Here is a 19186-nt window from a genome sequence, read left to right as displayed (position 1 = left end):
CTCAAACGTTGTAAAACGCGCGATACCAATCGACAAAATGCTGCAGCCCTTCACTGACCGGTGTCGAATGCTGCTTGCCGATGAGGGTCTGTAGCAAAGTGGTGTCGGCCCATGTCGCGGGCACATCACCGGGTTGGATCGGGTGGAAGGTTTTGAACGCCTCCAACCCGCAGGCGGCCTCGGTCGCTGCGATGAAATCCATCAGGGAAACTGGGGCAGCATTTCCGATGTTTACGGTGCGAAACGGCGCGACAGGCGAGACGCTGTCATTGGTGACCGGGTTGTGCGGATCGGGGACGGCATCAATCAGGGCGATGATCGCGCGCACAAGATCATCCACATAGGTGAAATCGCGCTGCATCTTGCCGTGATTGTAAACGTCTATCGGGTCGCCGTTCAGAATGGCTTTGGTGAATTTGAAATACGCCATGTCGGGGCGGCCCCAGGGGCCGTAGACAGTGAAAAAGCGGAACATCGTCGTCGGCAACTGGTAAAGATGGGCGTAGGAATGCGCCATATTTTCCGTCGCCTTCTTGGTCGCCGCATAGAAGGACATCTGCGTATCTACCTTGTCCGCCTCCTTGTAGGGCATCTCGCTATTGGCCCCGAAGATGGAAGAGCTTGACGCCATCAGCATATGAGCCGGCGGGAAGGCGCGCGCCGCTTCCAATAGTTCAAAGGTGCCGATGATATTTGCGTCCAGATAGGCCCGCGGTACATCAATCGAGTGCCGTACACCTGCCTGCGCCGCCAGATGGATCACCACCTCCGGACGGTGCTCCTTGAAGAGAGACATCAGCGCTTGCGGCGTTTCGATCTTTTCGTTCACGATGCTGAACTCACCGTACGCGCAAAGCTGAGATTGACGCTCCAGTTTTAGATTGGGGTCATAATAATTCGAAAGGCTGTCGATACCGACGACACGCCAACCCGATCTAAGAAGGGCCAGAGAGACAAAATACCCTATGAACCCGGACGACCCGGTAACAAATGCGGTTCTCATTTAAAGCGCCTCGTTGCTGAGAACTCAGGAGTTCTGGGGCGAGAGAAGAGTGAAGTGCATGAGGCTATGCTAACTTCGGTGTCACGGGGCCCAGAGGAGGGCGAAGAGGTTGCGATTTGCATGCACCCTGACAGTTGTTACTAATTGAGTGGTGGGAAGGCAACAAAGCTCAATACCTATACGAGGCGACAAGGACCGTGACTGTCAGGAAAGCTCGTCAGAACCCTTGGCACAGATTTGAAAATTTGCAGAAGGGAGGATTTCTGGTCCATCTTATCGATTGAGAGATTGGTTGTGAACGTCGCCCTGGTCGTTACGGAGGGAAGCCCGCTGTCGTTGCTGACAATACCTTGGATCGGCAGTTTGAAGTTGATGCGCCAGATCGAGTGTGGGTGACCGACATCACGTGTATCAAAACGCATGAGGGTTGATCATATCTGGCTGTTGTAATCGATCTGTTCTCAAGGCGTGTCGTTGGTTGGTCAATGCAGTCACGCATGACATCCGAACTCGCATTGCAGGCATTACTGAGCGCGGTCTGGCGGCGCAAACCTAAGGCCCAGGTCATGATCCATTCCCCCTCTCGGGACATTGCTGCGTAATACCCCGCCGGGCAGTGGATTAAGGTTCGCAATTCACTGGGAAAGATTGGCAGTCGTTTCTCACTAAGCACGATCTAGTTGTCAGCCTTCCCGGCAGCATGCTTTGCATGCGCCTGACAGGTAATACATGAGCAGGCGTGGGAATTGCCATGAAAATGCGGTTGCGGGAAGTTTCTTCCATCTTTTGAAGCGCGAACGGATCAGGCGACAGACCTACCTCACACGCGACGCAGCAAGGCAGGACATGTTCGACTAGATTGAGATGTTCTGCAATCCAACACCCAAGCCCACAAACAACGGCATGCTGTCACCGGTTGACTATGAAATAAAACGACAGAAAATGAATGAGGCAGGTGTCTAGGAAATTATGGGCACCCCAGGGCGACCCTCAATGCGGGCACGGCGTTGGCCGACTTCACTCCGATCGCGGTCCAGTGGCAATTCAATGCCAAAAGTCATGCGGTCTTTGTAGATCAGATTTAGGGCAGACATGCTATGAACCTCCTGTTCAATGGTCTGCCCCGCCGCACATTGGATGCGGCGAGGCAAGTGAGGTTATTCAGCAGCAACAGCTTGGGGTGTTGTTGCGTTCAGGCGGCCAGACAGGCGCACCAGAACGATCCCGACAAATACCACACCAGCGGCGATGTAAGGAGCTGCGGCAAGGCCGACGCCTTCCACGACAAGTCCACCTGCCCATGCCCCGCCTGCGATGCCAAGATTGAACGCACCGATGTTCAGGCCGGACGCCACATCCACCGCACCGGGGGATACTTCGCGCGCAATTTGCACGACGTAAGACTGTAGCGGCGGCACGTTGGCGAAGGCAAAGCCGCCCCAGAAGGCCGCAACCGCGATGGCTGCAATCGGGTGTGTAAGGAAGGCACCAAGTGCGACCAGTGATATCGCAAGACCAGCAAAGATCACTGTGAGGGACGCCACTGCACCGATGCGGTCAGCCAGTTTGCCGCCGGCGATGTTCCCCACTGCGACAGATGCACCGTAGAGCAACAACACCACACTAACCGCGCCTGCGGATAGGCCGGTCACTTCGTTCAGCATGGGCGCGAGGAAGGTAAAGGCGATGAAGTTACCGCCATAGCCGACAGCCGTGATTAGATAGACCAGCAGAAGGCGGGGTGAGGTCAGAACCTGCAACTGCGCGTTGATTCCTGCCGAGGCAGCTTTGGTCAGATTGGCGGGCACCAAGATGGCAGAAGCGATGAAACCGATGACGCCCAAAGCGACGACGCCAAGGAAGGTTGACTGCCAGCCAAAGTTCTGGCCGATGAACGTCCCCAAGGGCACACCCGTCACCAGTGCGACCGTCAGACCAAGAAACACCAGCGCAATGGCCGAGCTTTCCTTTTCCGGTTCCACAAGATCGGTGGCGATGGTCGAGGCGATGGCAAAGAACACGCCGTGCGCGAGACCGGTGATAAAGCGCGCAGCGACAAGGCTGCCGTAATCCGGCGCAAAGGCAGCATAAGCGTTCCCAAGTGTGAACAGCCCCAGCAAGAGCAGCAACAGCGTTTTGCGCGGCACACGATCGGCCATGGCGGTTAGCACTGGCGCGCCGATGGTCACGCCAAGCGCATAGAGGCTAACCAACAAGCCAGCGGAAGGGATAGAAACGCCAAGATCGGCGGCGATGGTGGGAAGCAAGCCGACGATAACGAACTCGGTCGTTCCGACGGCAAAAGCGCTGATGGTCAGCGCCCAAAGGGCAAGTGGCATCGGTTTTCTCCAATAAATTTGATGTCGACGCCGTATATGCCAGCCGCTATCTGTTGCGAGAACAGGCAAGTTTGGAATGGATCGTTGCAAAAACTGCACGAATTGCTGCGCATGGGGGATTTGGCCGCCTTTGTCGGGATCGTCGATGACGGGGGTTTTGCAGAATCTGCCCGGCGCAGAGGAGTATCGGCCTCAACTCTCAGCCGGTCAGTGACGCGGCTGGAAGAGCAGCTGAAGGTCACACTCCTGCGCCGCACCACCCGGTCCATCGAGATCACCCCCGAAGGCTCTGCTGTTCTGGCTGAGGCGCGCGAAATCTTGGACCGCAGCGAGGCCCTGCAAGAGATAGCAACCAGCGGACAAGCCCCTGCCGGACCATTGCGTGTGAATGCGCCTGTGCCGTATGTCCTGCATGTCCTCGCCCCGCGGCTGGCCGAGTTCCGCACCCGATATCCCGATATCCAGCTGTCGATCGACATGACAGATACGCTGGTGGACCTGATCGGCAGTCACGCGGACGTTGCCATCAGGCTTGGCCAGCTACCCGATAGCGACATGTTGCATCGTCCCTTGGGGCGCACAGCTTGGAAATTAGTTGCTGCGCCGGAGTACCTTGATCGCAAAGGCTGGCCAAAAACACCAACCGACCTCGCAAAGCTGGAGCAAGTGCGCTTCGCGGCACCAGATCATATCAACACATTGCGCTTCGCCGGTCTGGTCGCACCAGTATCGGTGCCGCCCGCCGTGACCGCGGGCAATGGAGTGGCCGTGCGCCAGTTGGTAATAGGCGGCCTGGGCATCGCGCGTTTTTCCGATTTCATGATCGCTGACGATATCCGCATCGGGCGTTTGGTTGAACTGTTCCCCGGTCAGCTTTCAGCGGAGCCACTGAATATCTCAGCGCTTTACCTTACCCGCGTTTCGGGTCTTCGGCGTCTGGGGGCCTTTCTTGATTGGGTGGGGAAAATTGGTGGAGGCTAAGTCATGCGAGCGCCTTTCATCATGTATAGCGCTTCCGAGCAAAGCGTGGCTCCCAGAAGGTTGTTCCCCGTCAGTCTTGTATAGGCATATTTTCAGATGTCCGCTCCCTGGAAGCGGCACCGCGGCAGCGCGGTGCCATGCTAGCGGCTGGTAAGGGCCGGAAGCGGCACACTAATAGATAAGGCGGAAACCGAAACTACGCTGCAGATGCTCGACACACGGCCAGAAAATGAAAATACGGCCAATCAGGGGCCAATGATCTCTCCGCCAGTGCCGCGCCGTTCGTTACGCGGCAATGCGGGGGAAACTGGCTTCGAAAGACGAATGCCGCATTGCACATAGACACGCCGGGCCCGGTGCAAAGCCGCCTTTAGCGCGAGCTACCGTGGATGGAGCCCGGCCCAAAAGGCCATGGCAGATACGTGGCCCCAATAAAATGTCTGATCCCAGTCAAAGGGCCTGAACGCGCTGCGCAAACGCTCGCAAAAATAAAGTTGACAAAATACTGGTATGGTCGTCATACCAGTATACCAAAGTGGCTCAGTTTTTTCGCTAGGGTTAAGGCCGTATTCCAGGAGGGATGAATGGGAAGCGCGACGTTTCTGGATAACAGCAATACGACTTTGGAAAAGGTGGCGCATCGCTCTGTTAAGGACGAAGTTGCTGAACGGATTGCGACTTTAATCGCTTCAGGCGTTCTGAGTGTTGGCGACACCCTCCCCAGTGAACGGGATCTGGCCACCTCCATGGGGGTCAGCCGCGAGACCATTCGTGGTGCTTTGTTGATCCTGTCGACCAAGGGGGTCGTGTCCATCGTGCAGGGCGCACGCACGAAGGTCGTCTCGGGGGATGTGGGTGATCTAGGCATGTCTGCGCTGTCGAATGGCCGGGTTACAGACTATTCGCTCGAGGATGTGCATGAGGGGCGGCTCATGGTCGAGGCACGACTGTCAGTGCTTGCCGCCGCCCGCATTGATGCCGAAGCATTGGATGCACTTTCCGATATGATAAAGATGCAGGAAAAGGCGACGGATGACCCGGTCAACTTCTTGATCGCGGACCGGGCCTTTCACATCGCGATCTATCAGTCCTGCGGCAACGCGCTTTTGTCTGATCTCGCCGCGACGCTTTATTCCTATCAGTTGAATGATCGGCGCCGCGCGATCGGCAAGCCGGGCGCCATCGCGCAGAGCATCGCAGACCACCGCCGGATTCTCGCAGCGCTCATGACGCGCGATGCGCAGGCGCTGGCCGAGGCGATGGGCGTCCATGAGCGCCGGATTTACGACAGCACCCGCGCGTTGCTGGCAAACCCTACAAAAGAGGCGAAAATATGAGAGTTGCCATCATTGGTGCGGCGGGCATGATTGGCCGCAAATTGGCGGAACGCATTGCGACAACAGGCCAGATCGGCGGTCAGGGCGTGGATGCACTGACATTGGTCGATGTGATCGCCCCGCAAATGCTCGAAGGTTTCGCAGGTGCGCAGGATGCCTTTGCGGCGGACCTCTCCGCGCCAGACGTCGCACCGCGTGTGATCGCGGAACGCCCAGAAGTGATTGTCCATCTCGCTGCCATCGTCTCGGGTGAGGCAGAGGCGGATATGGAAAAGGGCTACCGCGTCAATCTTGACGGCACGCGCGCGCTGTTGGAGGCGATTGCCAGCGTTGAGGACTACTGCCCCCGCGTGATCTATGCATCTTCGCTGGCTGTGTTTGGCGCGCCCTTCCCGGACAAAATCCCCGATGACTATCATCTGACGCCGCTGACCAGCTATGGCGCGCAAAAGGCGATGGGGGAGTTGTTGCTAAACGACTATTCCCGGCGCGGTCTTCTGGATGGTGTGGGTGTCCGCTTCCCCACGATCTGCATCCGCCCCGGCAAGCCCAACAAGGCCGCCTCAAGCTTTTTTTCAGGCATTCTGCGCGAACCGCTGAACGGCCAAGAAGCGATATTGCCCGTGGGCAATGACGTGCGCCATTGGTTCGCAAGCCCGCGTGCCGCTGTTGGTTATATCGAACATGCGGCAACGCTGGATACCACGCCAATGGGCGCGCAACGCTGCATGACCATGCCGGGCGTGAGCGCCACGGTTGGAGAGCAGATCGAAGCACTGCGCGCTGTGGCGGGCGAGGAGGCCGTGGCGCTGATCCGCCGTGCGCCTGACCCTGCTGTGGCGGATATCGTCGCAGGCTGGCCCCGCGATTTCGATACGGCACGCGCCCTGTCTTTGGGCTTTCGTGCAGAGCAAACATTCGGAGAGATCATCTCGGTCTATCTGGAGGACGAAATGGGCCAAAAGGCTCAGATCAGTGCCTGACAACAGGCACACCCCCTGCGCAGATGCGAAGGGATACGACAGGACGACTTAACACCTTGGGAGGAACCTACATGAAACATACTATTTTTGCCTTTGCGAGCACGCTCGCTGCACTGGCCGCCAGCACCGCTTATGCTGAGCGCAATATCGTTGTCGGCCACGCGTTGTCCGAAGCATCGCACTACGGCATCGGCGCGCAGGCCTTTATTGACACCTTGACCGAGCTATCGGGCGGTGAATTCACCGGCTCTCAGGCGCCCGCAGGCCAGTTGGGCGGCGAGCGTGACATGATCGAAGGGCTTCAGATTGGCTCGATGGATGTGGTGGTCACATCGACGGGTCCTTTGGGCAACTTCGTGCCAGAGGTCTATGCCCTCGATCTGCCGTTCCTATTCCGCGACTATGACCATGCGCGCAACGTGCTGGACGGCGAGATTGGTCAGGAACTGCTGGAGAAAATCGGCGAAAACCAGTTGGTCGGCCTTGCGTGGTCCGAGAATGGCTTCCGCCATGTGACCAACTCGCAGCGCCCTGTGCGCGCGCCTTCCGATCTGGATGGGCTGAAGCTGCGCACAATGGAAAACAAAGTGCATATGGAAGCGTTTTCGCTGATGGGCGCCGCTCCGACGCCGATGGCATTCCCCGAGCTGTTCACAGCTTTGCAGCAGGGTGTTGTCGACGGTCAGGAAAACCCTGTCACCGTGATCACCGCCTCCAAATTTTGGGAAGTGCAGGGCCATGTTTCGCTGACCGGTCACGTCTATTCGCCTGCGGTGGTGCTGGGTTCGCCCATTTTGCTCGACGGTCTGACGGACGAGCAGCGCGGCTGGTTCATGGAAGCGGCCAAAGCCTCCGCCGCGGCGACGCGCGCAGAGGTGAACCGTCTCGAAGAGTCCGGTGTGGCACTGCTGATCGAGAACGGCATGGAAGTCATCACCGACATCGACAAGGCCCCCTTTGCCGATTTGGCGCAGGCGTCCTACACGATCTACACCGATCAGTACGGGCCTGAGTTGGTCGAGCGCATTCAAGCGGTCGAGTAATCTCCTAAAGCAGCAGGCGCGGATCTGGCGCGCCTGCTGCAGCCTTTTTCCTACATCAAAAGGACGTACCATGCGCTATTTCCTGCGTCTCGAAGACTTCACCACGGGCGTAGCGCAACGCCTGTCCATCGGTTTTCTCGTTATTGCGGCCGGTCTTGCGCTGTATCAGGTGATCACACGCTTCGCCTTCGGCGCGCCGTCGACGTGGTCCGAAGTCATCACCCGCTCTGCAATGATCTGGTCGGTGTTTCTGGGCGTGGCTGTGGCGTTCCGGCACGGGGCCATGATCTCGGTCGATGTGATCCAAAACGCGCTGCCACCTCGCCTTGGGATCGGCGTCTATCTCTTTGCCAATGTTGGCTCATTGATCTTTTTCTCGGTCCTGCTGTGGCAGGGCTATCTGATGACGCTGCGCGTTGTCCCGCAAAGCCTGTCCGCCCTCGATATTTCGATTGCGTGGGTCTACGCGGCGCTGCCAGTTGGATCGGGCTTTATCCTGATCGCCGTCGCCGCCTCGATGGTGCGCGCCATGCAGGGTGACTGGCTGATCGCACGCAATGCGGAGGACGCAGCATGAACAGCGCACTTGGTTTTTCGCTCGCAATTCTTTTTGTCCTTGGCGTGCCCATCGCCGTGGCTATCGGCCTTGCCTCTGTCATTGGCATTGAAGCGCAGGGCAGCCTGCCGCTTTTGTTGGTGGCGCAACGGATGTTTACCGGGATCGACAGCTTCCCGCTGATGGCGATTCCTCTGTTTATTCTTGCCGGTAATCTCATGTCGGCCGGGGGCATTTCCCAGCGGCTGGTTGAGCTTGCCAAATCGCTCGTGGGCGGCATTCAAGGCGGGCTGGCCTGTACCTGCGTGCTAACCTGTATGCTCTTCGCCTCGGTCTCTGGCTCCTCTGTCGCGACCACTTTCGCCATTGGTGCGATCCTCATTCCGGCGATGGTCAAACACAACTACCCCAAGCCGCTTGCGGCCTCTATTCAGGCGTCCTCGGCGGAACTGGGCGTTCTGATCCCGCCGTCCATTCCCCTGATCCTTTATGGCGTCTCCACGGACACCTCGATCGGTAAGCTCTTTGTGGCGGGCCTCGGCCCCGGTATCGTCGTTGCGGGCTCGCTCATGGCGCTGGTGCTGGTGATTTGCCGAATGCGTGGCATCGGTAAGGATGACGGCATGGGGCGGGCTTCCCCCGGAGCGGCGCTCAAATCGGCCCTGCCTGCGCTGCTCGTGCCCGTGGTCATTCTGGGCGGCATCTACTCGGGCATTTTCACCCCGACCGAAGCAAGTGCCGCCGCCGTGGCCGCCGCGCTGATTGTCGGGATGCTGCTGTATAAGGAACTGAAAGTCAGCGCGCTGCCGGACATTCTGAAAAGCACGATCATCTCCACCTCGGCGATTATGATCATCATCTCGGCGGCGGCGCTGTTTTCCTTTCTGATCACACGCTCCGGCCTGCCCAATGAAATCGCGGCATGGTTCAAAGATATCTTCGAGAGCCGGATCGCCTTTCTGCTCGCGGTGAACATCCTGCTGCTGATCGTCGGCATGTTCATTGAAACCTCTGCGGCGATCCTTGTCTTGGCGCCGATCCTGACGCCCATCGCGATGAGCTATGGCGTTGATCCGGTCCACTTTGGCCTGATCATCGTGGTGAACCTCGCGCTTGGGATGATCACGCCACCACTGGGTGTGAACCTTTTTGCAGCCTGTTCTGTGGCGAACCTGCGGGTGGAGAAGATCATTCCGCAATTGGTGTGGTTCGTCCTCACCGTATTCGCCGCCTTGATGGTCATCACCTACGTTCCTGCCATCACGCTCTGGCCGGTCGAATGGGTCTTTGGAGGGTAAGCTATGTTGATTGATTTTGTTGGCCTCGGCTCAATGGGGCTTGGGATGGCGGTGAGCCTTGTAAAAGCAGGCCATACCGTACGCGGCTTTGACCCCGCCGAGGCGCGGGTGGAGATGCTGGTCGCGCAGGGCGGCAGCCCCTTTGGGGAAGCGGCGCAAAAGGCTGACGCGGTCGTCAGTGCGGTGCTCAATGCCGACCAGACGCGGACGGTCCTTTTCGGAGAACAGGCTGTCGCCGAACGGCTTCGGCCGGGCGGGGTGATCATTTCTTGCGCCACTGTTTCTCCCGCCTTCGCGGCCGAAATGGAGGCGCAGGCAGAGGACGCTGGCTTGATCTACCTTGATGCCCCGATCTCTGGCGGCGCGATCAAGGCCGCCGCAGGGCAGCTGTCCATCATGGCGTCGGGCAGGGCTGCTGCCTTTGATGTCGCGGGGCCCGCTTTGGAGGCGATGGCGGAGACCGTCCACCGTTTGGGCGATCATGCGGGGCCGGGCTCGGCCATGAAATCCGTGAACCAATTGCTTGCGGGCGTTCACATCGCCGCCATGGGCGAAGCGTTGGCCTTCGGTGCGTCCCAAGGGCTGACGCCGCAGCAAGTGGTGGATGTTGTCTCAGTCTCGGCCGGGACGTCTTGGATGTTCGAAAACCGCGCGCCTCATGTGGTGGAGGGCGATTACACGCCCCGGTCTAAGGTCGACATCTGGCTGAAAGATCTCGGCATTGTGGCCGAGATCGCGGCGGCCGCAGACTTACCAGTGCCGGTCTCTTCCAACGCGCTGGCGCAGTTTCGCGGAGCGTCCGAGGCGGGCTTGGGCGATGAGGATGACGCCGCCATCGCCAAATACTTCGCCCGCGCAGGTGGCGTTACTTTGCCGGGTGACAGCTGATGCTGCTGGGTTGTATCGGAGATGACTTCACCGGGTCGAGCGATCTGGCCAATACGCTGGCCAAAGCGGGCATGCGCACGGTGCAATACAGCGGCGTGCCAACCCATGCCGCAGATGCCGATGTGCAGGCCGGTGTGGTCGCGCTCAAGACGCGGTCGATCCCAGCGGCAGAGGCGGTTGCCCAATCGCTCAAAGCGCTTGAGTGGTTGCTGGCGCAGGGCTGTGAGCAGATTTATTTCAAGTATTGCTCGACTTTCGACAGCACGGCGGAAGGCAATATCGGCCCTGTTGCCGAAGCTTTGGCAGACGCTCTGGACGCCCGCGCGGTCATCGTCTGCCCGGCCTTTCCGGGCACGGGGCGGTCGATCTATCAAGGCCATCTGTTCGTAAAGGACGTTCTCTTGAGCGAAAGCGGCATGCAGAGCCACCCACTGACCCCGATGACGGACCCCGACATCAGGCGGGTGCTGGCCGCGCAGTCGAGAGGGTCGGTGGGCCATGTGGACGCGGCCACGGTCTTGTCCGGCGCACCCGCCATCCGCGCAAGATTGGAGAGCGAAGCCGAGGCGGGCAGGCGGCTTATTGTCGTGGACGCCCTGCAGGACGCGGATCTGATGCAAATCGGCGCGGCGGCCAAGGGGCTCAAGCTGATTACTGGCGGCTCTGGGGCCGCGCTTGGCTTGCCCGCCAATTTCGGCATTGCGTCGCAGGACCAAGCATCTTGGACAGGCGCCACGGGAAAATGCGTCATTCTGTCAGGCTCCTGTTCGATCGCGACACGCGGCCAGATCGCGCATCACAAGGTCGCGCATCCGTCGCTGGAAGTGAGTGCCGACATGCTGTTCGGCGGTAAGGTCACCGCCCAATCCGCCGCAGACTGGGCCCTGCGCACTGAGGGGCTGCCGCTGATTTACAGCTCCGCCGATCCTCAGGTGGTGGCCGCGGCGCAGGATACATACGGGCGCGAGGAAAGCGCGGACAGGTTCGAACAGTTCTTTGCTGAAGTCGCACGAATCCTCACTGCCAACGGGATCAGCAAACTGCTGACCGCCGGGGGGGAAACCTCTGGCGCGGTGGTGGAGGGCCTGTCCTTAAAGCAGCTTGAAATCGGGCCAGAAATTGATCCCGGCGTGCCTGCGCTACGCGCGGGCGAGGGGCTCGTACTGGCGTTGAAGTCAGGCAACTTCGGCAGCGTCGATTACTTTGAGAAAGCCGCCCGCGTATTGGACGGAGCCACCCCATGACCACCGCCCTACGCGAACAGATATGCCTTTTGGCGAAATCCATGTTTGACCGGGGTTTGACGGGCGGCAGCACCGGCAACATCTCTGCGCGCACCGAAGACGGCGGGCTTTTGGTCTCCCCTACAGGGACCAGTTTTGGCAGGCTGGACCCGGCGCGGCTGTCGCATTTTGACGCGAGCGGCAGGCTGATTGACGGCGACCCCCCGACCAAGGAAATGCCCCTGCACGCCGCATTCTACGAGACCCGCAGCACGGCCGGGGCGGTTGTGCATCTGCACACTTGCCATTCGGTGGCCTGGTCGATGATGCCGGACGTGGACGCCGATAACTTCCTGCCGCCCATGACCCCCTATGCCATCATGAAGCTGGGGCGTGTGAAGCTGCTGCCCTTCTACCGCCCCGGTGACCCCGCCATGGGCGAGGCTGTGCGCGGGCTGGCGGGCAAGAGGTCTGCGGTGATGCTGGCCAACCACGGGCCCGTGGTCGCGGGCAAGGACGTCGAAGCCGCCTGCAACGCCATCGAAGAGCTTGAGGACACAGCGCGCCTTGCCATGCTGATGCACGGCATCCCTGCGCGGATGCTCGACGCCGCGCAGGTGCGGGATTTGGTGACACATTTCGACATCGAATGGGACGATTAATGCAGTTTTCCGCGAACTTAGGTTTTCTGTGGACCGAACTGGCTCTGCCTGACGCCATCCGCGCTGCAAAAGCGGCTGGGTTTGACGCCGTCGAATGCCATTGGCCCTATGACGCAGACAGCGCGCAGGTCAAAGCGGCCCTGGTCGAGACCGAGATGACGATGATTGGGTTGAATACAGCGCGAGGCGATGTCTCGGCGGGCGACAACGGCCTGTCAGCGTTGCCCGACCGTACCCCCGAAGCCCGCGCTGCCATTGAGCAGGCAGTGGCCTATGCCACCGACATCGGCGCGCGTAACATCCATGTTATGGCGGGGTTCTCGGCGGGGACTGAGGCGCATGAGACCTTCGTGGCGAACCTGACATACGCCTGCGCTTTGGCGGCACCCGAGGGGATTACTATTCTGATCGAACCGCTTAACCGCTATGATGCCCCTGGATACTTTCTGCAAACCACAAAGCAGGCCATGACGATCATTGCCGAAGTGGGCGCCCGAAACCTAAAGCTTATGTTTGACTGCTACCACGTCCAGTTGATGGAGGGCGATCTCACCCACAAGCTGGCCGAGTTGCAAAGTCACATCGGCCACATCCAGTTTGCCAGCGTCCCCGACCGGGGCGCGCCGGATCATGGGGAAATTAACTTCGACCATGTTTTTCGCGTGATCAAGGAGTTTGGATTTTCCTCCCCCATCGGGGCAGAATATAAACCCGAAGGGGCGACGTCCAGGTCTCTGAACTGGTTGAAACAAGCGCAGAAAATTTAGTCGTCTAGGCCAGCGATTTTGTACCGAGTGAAGCCGGGAAATTAGAGCCTTCCAACTTCATTTCGGCAGTAGTCTTTCATATCACGGAGACTTCCGACCCGATTGCGGGCATTGATCTATCGGATTTTCAGCCCGCGCTCACCAACTCTGTTGCAATGCTGGCCATTAAACACCGCCCCACGTAAGATGATCTAAGTTTCTTCGGTCCTCTCGGAAGAACGATCAGCTGTTTGTTCCTGGACGGGATTGAACGCGCGGATTGAGCCAGCCCTATCCATAGTGACCTAACTGAATGCCAGATCGCCTGTTGACTCCGTACCATGGTACGGAAGGTACCTTGCGTCATAATGTCGGGCGGCAATGGTCGACCGAAAGGTTCATTTTGGCCGGACCGCCGGCCTTAAACACAGGAGACATTCGATGCCGACCAGTGCATCAAGGACTGCACCCAAGCCAGCCTCGACTGCACGGCCGCCTCCGAGGCCTGCGTCGATTGTTGCATCGGCGAAACGGCGATGGCCGAGTGCCTCAGGCTCTGCCTTGACTGCACGGAGTTCTGCCAGTTTTGCGCGCGGTTCGCGATTCTCGACAGATTGGACCGCGCTCTGCGCGAAGATCTGCGAAACTTGCGCCGAGGAATGCGCAAAGCACGACAAAGAGACATGTCAGCGGTGTGCGGAAGCCTACCGTCGCTGTGCTGCGGCCTGCAAGTGAAGTGGTCCCAGAAAATCGGACAGTCGGCTAAGGTGTATCCAACCCTTTTGGAAGGATACGAACATGGCAAAGCGCCGGAACTTTACAGATCAGTTTAAGGCCAAGTTGGCGTTGGAAGTGCTGCTGGGCGACAAGACCGTGCAAGAGATTGCCGCGAAGCATCAGCTGCACCCGAACCAGGTCAGCACGTGGAAGCGGCAGGCCATCGACGGCATGGCGGACGTGTTCTCGGGCGGCAACCAGAGCGGCCCAACCGAGGCAGATGTGAAGGAGCTACATGCCAAAATTGGGAGGTTGGCCGTTGAGAACGATTTTTTGTCGAAAGGGCTCAAAAGGTGAGCCCTTTCAAGAAACGGTCGATGATTCAGCGCGACCATCCTAGGCTGAGCGTCAGCCAGCAATGCAAGCTGGTGAACCTGAGCCGGTCGGGGTTCTACTACACGCCGGTCGGGATTGATGCAGCGACGCTGGAAATGATGAAAGCGATTGATCGGGTGTTCACCAAATATCCGTTCTTTGGGTCACGCTAGTTCGCGGCATATCTGCGCCGGGAGAGCATCATCGTGGGACGCCACCGCGTGCGACGTCTGATGGCAAAGATGGGCTTGGAGGCAATCTATAAACGCCCCAGAACCAGCCAGCCACACCCACAGCATCCGGTCTATCCTAATTTGCTGAGGAAGATGGTGATCGACCGCCCCAACCAGGTCTGGTGCGCCGACATCACCTTCGTGCCAGTCAAGAATGGCTTCCTGTATTTGGTGGCGATTATGGACTGGGCAACCCGGAAGGTGCTGAGCTGGCGGCTCAGCAATACGATGCATGCCAACTTTTGCGTCGAGGCTTTGAAGGAGGCAATCGCCAAACACGGCCCGCCAGAGATCATGAATACGGATCAAGGATCGCAGTTCACCGGATCGGCCTGGACCACCACGCTGAAAGACGCCGGGGTCTGCATCTCGATGGACGGGCGCGGCCGATACCTCGACAACATCTTCATCGAACGCCTCTGGCGGTCACTGAAGCAGGAAGCCGTCTACCTTGAGGAAATCCAAGATGGGTTCCAAGCTCGCAGGGTGATTAGCAACTGGATGAGATTTTACAACACCGAGCGGCCCCATTCCGCGCTTGATCGGCTGACGCCCGACGATGCATATTGGGATAGCGTGCGACGAGCGAAAGCAGCATGAAACCTAAACACGATACACCTTAGAGAAGCTGCAAACCTGTCCGAAAAGATGGGACCACTTCAGATCCGCTGGCAACTGATCTATATGCGGTCATCGAGGAATCGGAAAAGGATCTTGTAGGCCGCCGGAGGCCGAGTGCAAACCTCCAACGACGACGAGAAAAGTGGTTGCCAATCTTACGAGATCTGAAAGCGGAGTTACTTGGTAAGGGGTCCAACCCAGACCTTCTCCTGGATGTATATAGCGCGAGTAGTGCATGAAGTCAGAAGGAGATTATAGTGCAGTTTTAATAATTTCGCTCATAGTTCATGACTGATAGTCAAAAGGTTGCGCTGACAGCGCGTCGAAAGGTGAGACTTGCACTTATGTGCCGTTAAGCACGATGAAATATATGACAGCGCTTAGCTTCAACCGCGGAGCAGTAAATGAAGCGTTTTGTCAATTTTTGAAGAACATACTATTGCGCCGGTGCACAGGTTACGGCACACTTTGTTACACACCGCCGGAATCGATCCGGAATTTGTGGAAATTTCCTTTATTTACATAGGTCTTTGCTGCCTGGCACCTGCCCCTACCGCCGGAGCCAATTTTTCTACTCATTAAAGATTTACGAGCTAAGCCCCCTTTCGGGGGCTTTCGTCGTTTTGGGCTTGGGGCAACATTTGGGGCGGCCCGAATTTACTTGCGATCGACCCTTTGGAGTGCTCCCGCCCGGTGGTCAATCCAGCAACGCGTTGCGTCGGGTTGCCCGACCGCAAGCTGTCCTCCCGGATTCCTGCAAGGTATCATAAACGGGTGTCGGTCAACCCAGCGATCAGATCGGCCAAGCGGTGTGAACCCGCTTGGCTCAGGAACCGCCCATCGCGCCAATGCCACCGAACCAGCAGCCAATGCCGCACGCCTCAAGAGTTCATAAGCGGTGTGGCCCGCCCGAACTGGGTGAGCCTCTTGATCAGAAACCTTCAGGCAAAAGGCCTGCTGGCATGTTCTGATAGCACACCGGGCGCAGGAAACGCCGGATCGACAGGGTGCCGACCGAGGTTGCTCCGAAGTTGGTCGAGGCCGGGTAGGGCCCGCCGTGAACCATGCTGTCGGCCACTTCGACGCCGGTGGGGAAGCCGTTGACCAGCAGGCGCCCGGCTTTGCGTTCGATGATTGGCATCAGACGCCGTGCAGTCTCAGTATCCGCGTCGTCCATTTGCAGCGTGATCGTAAGCTGGCCTTCCAGCCCTTTCGCAAGGCTTTCCATCTCTTCGATTGAGCTGGTCCGAACGACGAGGCCAAGCGGCCCAAAGACCTCTTCCCCAAGCTCGTGATCCTGCAAATAGGCCGCGCTATCCGTTTCATAGAGGTTCGGCAGGGCGCTGCGGCCTTCGCTTTCGGTGGACAAGCGCGGCTGGACGGCATTGCGCCGATCAAACCGGGCCTTGCCGTCGCGGTACGCCTGCGCGATCCCGTCAGTCAGCATCACCTGCGCAGGTGCGTCTTGCAGGGCTGCGGTCGCGGCTTCGACAAAACTATCGCCTTCCGCGCCTTTCGGCACAACTGCGATGCCGGGGTTGGTGCAGAACTGGCCCGCGCCCATCGTCAGCGACCCGGCCCAGCCTTCGCCAAGGGCTTGGCCGCGCGCTTTACACGCCTCGGGCAGCACGAACATCGGATTGACCGAGCCGAGTTCGCCGAAAAACGGGATCGGCTCGGGCCGGGCGGCGCAAAGGTCGAACAATGCGCGGCCCCCGCCAAGCGAGCCGGTGAAGCCCACGGCTTTGATAAGCGGATGCTGCACCAGTGCTTGGCCGACCGTGCGGTTGCCGCCTTGGATCAAGGAAAAGACACCTTTTGGCATGTCGCATTTTTCAATCGCGGCATGCACGGCCTCGGCCACGATCTCGCCCGTGCCGGGGTGGGCGGAGTGCCCTTTTACGACGACCGGACATCCTGCGGCCAGCGCCGCGGCGGTGTCGCCCCCGGCGGTGGAAAAGGCCAACGGGAAGTTCGACGCGCCGAAGACGGCAACAGGGCCAATCGGGCGCTGGACCATGCGCAGCTCCGGGCGGGGCAGGGGCTGCCGGTCGGGCAGGGCTGGATCGACCCGCGTATCAAGGTAGTCGCCCTTTAGAATATGATCGGCAAAAAGCCTCAGCTGCCCCGTGGTGCGCCCGCGTTCACCGTTCAGCCGCGCTTCGGGCAGGCCGGTTTCGCGCGTGCCGATATCGGTGATCGCCTCGGCGCGGGCTTCGATTTCGTCGGCGATGGTGTTGAGGAATGCGGCCCGCGCCTCGCGGGTGCTATAGCCGTAGGACCAGAACGCAGCCTCGGCCGCTTCGCAGGCCTGATCGACGAGCGCCGTTGTCCCGACGCTGAAATCATGCGCCGGACCGCTGGCGGGTTCGGAAGCAAAGGTCTGCTCTGCGCCGACCCATGTGCCGGCGATCAAATGTTTACCATGCGGGGTGAAGCTCATGCTGCTGTCTCCTTTTGCGAATTTCTGACCATCTTGCAGGCAATCTCGAAAGCGGCGCGGGTGGCGCCGAGGTCGGCTGTGCCTTGGCCTGCGATGTCAAATGCCGTGCCATGCGCCGGGGTGGTGACGGGCACCGGCAGCCCGCCTTGAACGGTCACGCCGCGGTCAAACCCCAGCAATTTAAGGGCGATCTGGCCTTGGTCGTGATACATCGTGACCACGGCGTCGATCTCGCCTTTCGTGACTTTGAGAAAGACGGTGTCAGACGGCAGCGGACCCGTGACAGCCATCTGACCGCCTGCCATGTGACGCACCGCGGGTTCGATCACGTCGATCTCCTCCCGGCCAAAGTTGCCGCCGTCCCCGGCATGGGGGTTGAGCGCTGCAACGGCGATGCGGGGCCGCGCGTGACCGGCTTGCCGCAGGGTGCGGTCGATCAGGCGGGTGGCTTCTTGGATGCGGTCGGGGGTGATCGCGTCGGCCACGTCCCGCAGGGCGATATGGCTGGTGACCCGGCTGGTCCACATATCGTCGAGCGTGTTGAGTTCGGAAATATAGTTGGTCACGCCGAGTTTTTCGGCGATGTAATGCAACTCATCGGAATGCCCGATCCCGGCCATATGCATCGAGGCCTTGTTGAACGGGGCGAAGACAATCGCGTCGATCACCCCCTCCTGAACAAAGGCGAGCGCTTGGTCGAGGACCCGTAGCGTGGACCGGCCCGAGGCTTCGGTGCTTTGGCCAATGACGACATCCTCGGCCGCGATGGTCTCCATCTCATGCAGGGCGATTGGCGCATGCGCCGTCCAATCCTGTGCCGTCGCGTCCACCGCCGTCATTGTGTGGTCGCACCCGGCTTGGCGCTGCCCCATCTCAAAGACGTGACGGTCGCCGATCAGCAGGATCTGCGCCTGATCGCAGCAGTCATCGGCCAGCAGCCGGGCGACAAGTTCCGGCCCGATGCCGCTGGGGTCACCGGGGATAACACCAATTCTTGGGGTCATGTTCACTCCGTTTCTGTATTGTGGTCCTTGGCTTTGCCGTCTTCTTGCAAAGCGTTTTTGGTATTGGTGACGGCCGAGGCGAGGTGATGGCGCAGCGCCTCGGATGTGGCTTTGGCGTCGCGCCGCGACAGGGCGTCGACGATGGCGCGGTGTTCGGCCAAGGTTTGGCCGCGGCCCGAGCGACGTTGCGAGGATTGAAACCGCGCCCGCCACAGCCGCGCATTGAACTTGAGATGCGTATCGATCAGCGGGGCGTTGCGGCTTGCCTGCACAATGGCTTCGTGCATCTGCATATCGAGGCGAAAGGATTCCAGCGGGGAAAGGGTGCTGTCTCCGGCCTCAATCTGGCGCTGATACTCGGCCACTTGAGCGATCTCGGCATCGGTGATGCAGGCGCAGGCCAACTCCCCGGCCAAGGCTTCGAGTGCGCCCATGACGATCAGGTTCTGTTCGATCTCATCCAGCCGGGGGTTGGCCACTTGCGGGCGACGGGTGACCGAATATTCGATCAAACCGTCCTGTTCGAGAATGGTCAGCGCACGGGTCAGGGGGGTGCGGCTGATGCCCAAGGCAGCGGCCAGATCACGCTCCGAGATATGCGCCCCGGCGGGCAGTTTCTCTAGCAAGATCAACTCGCGCAGCTTGTCGGCGGCGACCTCTACCAATGTGGCGCGGGGCCGCGCGAGGGCAAGCTCGCCCGTGTCGAGGTCCGTGATGTCGGTCTTCTTGCTCAT

General features: G+C 59.5%; 15 protein-coding genes and 2 pseudogenes. 12 read left to right on the top strand and 5 right to left on the bottom strand.

The genetic code is table 11. The features are described from left to right. Position 1: 1 nt before the first annotated feature. Positions 2–1003 (bottom strand): NAD-dependent epimerase/dehydratase family protein, encoded by a 1002-nt coding sequence (locus R1T45_RS17510; protein WP_317389724.1) that lies wholly within the window; start codon positions 1001–1003, stop codon positions 2–4. A 284-nt stretch (positions 1004–1287) separates the two neighbouring features. Here R1T45_RS17510 and R1T45_RS17505 point away from each other — a divergent pair. Then, positions 1288–1966: pseudogene (locus R1T45_RS17505) on the top strand (IS3 family transposase); the annotation flags it as partial. Between the two features lie 194 nt (positions 1967–2160). On the opposite strand, the gene R1T45_RS17500 reads toward R1T45_RS17505, so the two are convergent. Beyond that, on the bottom strand, positions 2161–3342 hold the full coding sequence (locus R1T45_RS17500) for an MFS transporter (protein WP_317389723.1): 1182 nt from the start codon (positions 3340–3342) through the stop codon (positions 2161–2163). 84 nt (positions 3343–3426) lie between these two features. Here R1T45_RS17500 and R1T45_RS17495 point away from each other — a divergent pair, with 84 nt between their 5' ends. The 11 genes and pseudogenes from R1T45_RS17495 to R1T45_RS17445 all read left to right on the top strand — a co-directional run bounded on the left by R1T45_RS17495 (position 3427) and on the right by R1T45_RS17445 (position 14984). Next, complete coding sequence (locus R1T45_RS17495) at positions 3427–4323, top strand: LysR family transcriptional regulator (protein ID WP_317389722.1); 897 nt, start codon at positions 3427–3429, stop codon at positions 4321–4323. A gap of 584 nt (positions 4324–4907) precedes the next feature. Next, a complete protein-coding gene (locus R1T45_RS17490) occupies positions 4908–5660 on the top strand; it encodes a FadR/GntR family transcriptional regulator (RefSeq protein WP_317389721.1) in 753 nt (250 codons plus the stop codon). Further along, complete coding sequence (gene denD, locus R1T45_RS17485; protein WP_317389720.1) at positions 5657–6643, top strand: D-erythronate dehydrogenase; 987 nt, start codon at positions 5657–5659, stop codon at positions 6641–6643. The genes R1T45_RS17490 and denD overlap by 4 nt, the downstream gene beginning before the upstream one ends. Positions 6644–6714: 71 nt before the next feature. After that, a complete protein-coding gene (locus tag R1T45_RS17480; RefSeq protein WP_317389719.1) occupies positions 6715–7686 on the top strand; it encodes a TRAP transporter substrate-binding protein in 972 nt (323 codons plus the stop codon). A gap of 70 nt (positions 7687–7756) precedes the next feature. Beyond that, a complete protein-coding gene (locus R1T45_RS17475) occupies positions 7757–8263 on the top strand; it encodes a TRAP transporter small permease (RefSeq protein WP_317389718.1) in 507 nt (168 codons plus the stop codon). Beyond that, on the top strand, positions 8260–9540 hold the full coding sequence (locus R1T45_RS17470; protein ID WP_317389717.1) for a TRAP transporter large permease: 1281 nt from the start codon (positions 8260–8262) through the stop codon (positions 9538–9540). Before R1T45_RS17475 ends, R1T45_RS17470 begins: the two co-directional genes overlap by 4 nt. A 3-nt stretch (positions 9541–9543) precedes the next feature. After that, positions 9544–10428, top strand: a complete 885-nt coding sequence (ltnD, locus tag R1T45_RS17465) for an L-threonate dehydrogenase (RefSeq protein ID WP_317389716.1) — start codon at positions 9544–9546, stop codon at positions 10426–10428. Then, positions 10428–11672, top strand: coding sequence for a 3-oxo-tetronate kinase (otnK, locus tag R1T45_RS17460; protein ID WP_317389715.1), 1245 nt, complete (start codon positions 10428–10430; stop codon positions 11670–11672). Before ltnD ends, otnK begins: the two co-directional genes overlap by 1 nt. Then, positions 11669–12313 (top strand): aldolase, encoded by a 645-nt coding sequence (locus R1T45_RS17455; RefSeq protein ID WP_317389714.1) that lies wholly within the window; start codon positions 11669–11671, stop codon positions 12311–12313. Before otnK ends, R1T45_RS17455 begins: the two co-directional genes overlap by 4 nt. Next, positions 12313–13080, top strand: coding sequence for a hydroxypyruvate isomerase family protein (locus tag R1T45_RS17450; protein ID WP_317389713.1), 768 nt, complete (start codon positions 12313–12315; stop codon positions 13078–13080). The genes R1T45_RS17455 and R1T45_RS17450 overlap by 1 nt, the downstream gene beginning before the upstream one ends. A gap of 777 nt (positions 13081–13857) precedes the next feature. Then, positions 13858–14984, top strand: a pseudogene (locus R1T45_RS17445) (IS3 family transposase). A 952-nt stretch (positions 14985–15936) separates the two neighbouring features. Here the strand turns inward: R1T45_RS17445 and R1T45_RS17440 are convergent. The 3 genes from R1T45_RS17440 to R1T45_RS17430 are packed head-to-tail and all read right to left on the bottom strand — an operon-like array spanning position 15937 to position 19186. Continuing rightward, positions 15937–17448 (bottom strand): aldehyde dehydrogenase (NADP(+)), encoded by a 1512-nt coding sequence (locus tag R1T45_RS17440; protein WP_317389712.1) that lies wholly within the window; start codon positions 17446–17448, stop codon positions 15937–15939. Next, the gene (locus R1T45_RS17435) at positions 17445–18452 is read right to left on the bottom strand and encodes a 4-hydroxythreonine-4-phosphate dehydrogenase PdxA (RefSeq protein ID WP_317389711.1); all 1008 of its coding nucleotides are present in this window, start codon (positions 18450–18452) and stop codon (positions 17445–17447) included. Before R1T45_RS17435 ends, R1T45_RS17440 begins: the two co-directional genes overlap by 4 nt. Positions 18453–18454: 2 nt before the next feature. Further along, positions 18455–19186: a GntR family transcriptional regulator gene (locus tag R1T45_RS17430; RefSeq protein ID WP_120350525.1), complete on the bottom strand. Its 732-nt coding sequence runs from the start codon at positions 19184–19186 to the stop codon at positions 18455–18457.

It is taken from the genome of Sulfitobacter sp. LC.270.F.C4 (assembly GCF_032922545.1).
Lineage (GTDB): Bacteria > Pseudomonadota > Alphaproteobacteria > Rhodobacterales > Rhodobacteraceae > Sulfitobacter > Sulfitobacter profundi.
The sequence above is the reverse complement of the archived record's forward strand: the minus strand, read 5'-3'. Positions and strand labels throughout refer to the sequence as shown.

Excerpts from the sequence above, each read along its gene's own strand:
- R1T45_RS17510 (WP_317389724.1), bottom strand. The coding sequence starts at position 1,003 with ATGAGAACCGCATTTGTTACCGGGTCGTCCGGGTTCATAGGGTATTTT.
- R1T45_RS17500 (WP_317389723.1), bottom strand. The coding sequence starts at position 3,342 with ATGCCACTTGCCCTTTGGGCGCTGACCATCAGCGCTTTTGCCGTCGGA.
- R1T45_RS17490 (WP_317389721.1), top strand. The coding sequence starts at position 4,908 with ATGGGAAGCGCGACGTTTCTGGATAACAGCAATACGACTTTGGAAAAG.
- denD (WP_317389720.1), top strand. The coding sequence starts at position 5,657 with ATGAGAGTTGCCATCATTGGTGCGGCGGGCATGATTGGCCGCAAATTG.
- R1T45_RS17480 (WP_317389719.1), top strand. The coding sequence starts at position 6,715 with ATGAAACATACTATTTTTGCCTTTGCGAGCACGCTCGCTGCACTGGCC.
- R1T45_RS17475 (WP_317389718.1), top strand. The coding sequence starts at position 7,757 with ATGCGCTATTTCCTGCGTCTCGAAGACTTCACCACGGGCGTAGCGCAA.
- R1T45_RS17470 (WP_317389717.1), top strand. The coding sequence starts at position 8,260 with ATGAACAGCGCACTTGGTTTTTCGCTCGCAATTCTTTTTGTCCTTGGC.
- ltnD (WP_317389716.1), top strand. The coding sequence starts at position 9,544 with ATGTTGATTGATTTTGTTGGCCTCGGCTCAATGGGGCTTGGGATGGCG.
- otnK (WP_317389715.1), top strand. The coding sequence starts at position 10,428 with ATGCTGCTGGGTTGTATCGGAGATGACTTCACCGGGTCGAGCGATCTG.
- R1T45_RS17455 (WP_317389714.1), top strand. The coding sequence starts at position 11,669 with ATGACCACCGCCCTACGCGAACAGATATGCCTTTTGGCGAAATCCATG.
- R1T45_RS17450 (WP_317389713.1), top strand. The coding sequence starts at position 12,313 with ATGCAGTTTTCCGCGAACTTAGGTTTTCTGTGGACCGAACTGGCTCTG.
- R1T45_RS17440 (WP_317389712.1), bottom strand. The coding sequence starts at position 17,448 with ATGAGCTTCACCCCGCATGGTAAACATTTGATCGCCGGCACATGGGTC.
- R1T45_RS17435 (WP_317389711.1), bottom strand. The coding sequence starts at position 18,452 with ATGACCCCAAGAATTGGTGTTATCCCCGGTGACCCCAGCGGCATCGGG.
- R1T45_RS17430 (WP_120350525.1), bottom strand. The coding sequence starts at position 19,186 with ATGAGCAAGAAGACCGACATCACGGACCTCGACACGGGCGAGCTTGCC.